Source organism: uncultured Holdemanella sp. (assembly GCF_958348295.1).
Lineage (GTDB): Bacteria > Bacillota_I > Bacilli_A > Erysipelotrichales > Erysipelotrichaceae > Holdemanella.
Genome location: NZ_CATVYQ010000094.1, coordinates 1 through 2552 on the forward strand (window position 1 = coordinate 1; position 2552 = coordinate 2552).

Here is a 2552-nt window from a genome sequence, read left to right on the forward strand (position 1 = left end):
TCAACCTCGTAGTATTTACTATTTCTCAATGGGATTTAGTTTTACAATTGAGCAATTTAAAAAAAAGAAAAAAGGACACTTTTCCAAGCATCCCTAAATCTTATTGAGCATCCTCAATTGCACTGATTTTTGCGATTCTTCCCTTATGTCTTTCACCCTCACTAAATGGAGTGTTCAAGAAAGTATGAACAATATCTTTACAAGTTTCAATACCTGTCGTTCTTTGTCCCATGCTCAACATATTCGCATCATTGTGTTCACGAGTCAAACGAGCCATAGTTGCATCTGTACATAATGCGCAACGGATTCCTTTTACTTTATTTGCAGCAATTGAAATTCCAATTCCAGTACCACACATAACAATACCCTTATCCACTTCTTTATTCACTACTAAATCTGCACACGCTTTTGCCATATCAGGATAATCTACGCTATTTGTATTATGACAACCACAATCTACAACTTCATGGCCTTCATCAATCAACATTTGTTTGATTTCTTCCTTATATGTATATGCTCCATGATCACATGCCATACCAATTTTCATCATTCAATCCTCCTCAACATCTATAAATATTTTACAACGTTTCCATCTTTGCGTAAAGACAACTAACTTTTCGCATCAAATGATTTTCTACATGAAGGACAACGTACTTCAATTTTCCCCTTATTTCTAGGAACACGAATAATTTGCGCACATTCAGGACAAACTAAATACTTATTTTGTTTATCCTTCAAAGACTTATTAATAGCTTGAAAACGATGAATTACTTTTGCCTGAACACGAATAAATTTTTGATTTTCAATTGATCTAGCCACATAATTTTTCGATAATGCACGTGCAAAATAAATAATGATACTTATATAGAATAATATATTGATCACAATGTTTCTTCTAAAAAATAAACTTAGCACTAATAAAATAATTTCTAAATAAAATAGGAACTGATTTAATTTATCCGTACCATATCTGCCTTGCATAAAACGATATAATTTTTCTCTCATTCTCATCACCGAGTTCTATCATAGCATACAAAATATGAACTCGCTATGTGCATTTTACCATCATTTGTATATTTGTTTTTATTATTTACAATTTTTTCATATTTTCATGAAACTTTTTCATTATTTGTGTTATAATCATCACGTATTGAATAAGGGAGGACTTAAAATGAAAGACCTAGAGCAATTATACGAAACAGTAAAAAAACGAAATCCCAATGATAAAGAATTTCTTCAAGCCGTTGAAGAAGTATTCGAATCATTGAATATTATCGCCGATGTACATCCAGAAGAATTAGACGATGATGTGCTTGAAAGACTTGTAGAACCTGAAAGACAAATCATTTTCCGTGTTCCTTGGGTTGATGATAATGGCAAAACTCAAGTAAACCGTGGTTACCGTGTTGAATTTAACTCAGCTATCGGACCTTACAAAGGAGGTTTACGATTTCATCCATCAGTAAACATCAGCATCATCAAATTCTTAGGATTTGAACAAGTATTAAAAAATTCATTAACTACGCTTCCAATGGGAGGTGGAAAAGGTGGATCTGACTTCGATCCAAAAGGAAAAAGTGATCGTGAAGTTATGCGCTTCTGCCAAAGTTTCATGAGTGAATTATACCGCCACATTGGACCAAACACAGATGTTCCTGCAGGAGATATCGGTGTTGGAGGACGTGAAGTTGGATATTTATTCGGACAATACAAACGTTTGAAAAATGAATATAGCGGTGTATTAACAGGTAAAGGCTTAACATTCGGTGGATCTTTAATTCGTACTGAAGCTACAGGATATGGCTTATGTTACTTTACACAAGCTTTATTAAAAGATAACGGAACAAGCTTCGAAGGAAAAACTGTTACCATTTCCGGAAGTGGCAACGTAGCTATCTACGCATGTGAAAAAGCAACACAACTAGGGGCAAAAGTAGTGACTATGTCTGATTCAAACGGATTCGTTTATGATCCAGAAGGAATCGATTTAGATTTAGTTAAAGATATTAAAGAAGTTCGTCGTGGACGTATTAAAGAATATGTTGAAAAACATCCAAACGCAACATACACACCAAATGCTCGTCCATGGACTGTTCCATGTGATATTGCACTTCCATGTGCCACTCAAAATGAACTTGATTTAGAAGATGCAAAAGCATTAGTAGCTAACAAAGTATTTGCTGTATGCGAAGGTGCTAACATGCCAACTACACCAGATGCTATCCACTATCTTATGAAAAACGGTGTATTCTATGCTCCAGGTAAAGCAAGTAATGCCGGTGGTGTTGCATGTTCAGGTCTTGAAATGTCACAAAACGCTCAACATTTATCTTGGACTGCCGAAGAAGTTGATCAGAAATTAGAAAGCATCATGGTAAATATCTTCGAAACTTGCCGTGACACAGCTAAAGAATATGGTCATGAAAAAGAATATGTAGTAGGTGCAAACATTGCAGGTTTCTTAAAAGTTGCAAAAGCAATGAAAGCACAAGGCACTGTTTAATAAAATAAAAGCCGATCTCGGCTCAATGTCATTAAGTTAAGAAATGACG

The 2552-nt window shown here is 34.7% G+C and carries 3 protein-coding genes; 1 reads left to right on the top strand and 2 read right to left on the bottom strand.

From position 1 onward, the window contains the following. Positions 1-100 precede the first annotated feature (100 nt). A complete protein-coding gene (rpiB, locus tag Q3907_RS10650) occupies positions 101-547 on the bottom strand; it encodes a ribose 5-phosphate isomerase B (RefSeq protein WP_301898258.1) in 447 nt (148 codons plus the stop codon). Between the two features lie 62 nt (positions 548-609). Further along, complete coding sequence (locus tag Q3907_RS10655; protein ID WP_301898256.1) at positions 610-1005, bottom strand: hypothetical protein; 396 nt, start codon at positions 1003-1005, stop codon at positions 610-612. Between the two features lie 166 nt (positions 1006-1171). Between Q3907_RS10655 and gdhA the strand changes: the two genes are divergently transcribed. Beyond that, the gene (gdhA, locus tag Q3907_RS10660) at positions 1172-2503 is read left to right on the top strand and encodes an NADP-specific glutamate dehydrogenase (protein ID WP_301898257.1); all 1332 of its coding nucleotides are present in this window, start codon (positions 1172-1174) and stop codon (positions 2501-2503) included. Positions 2504-2552: the final 49 nt, after the last annotated feature.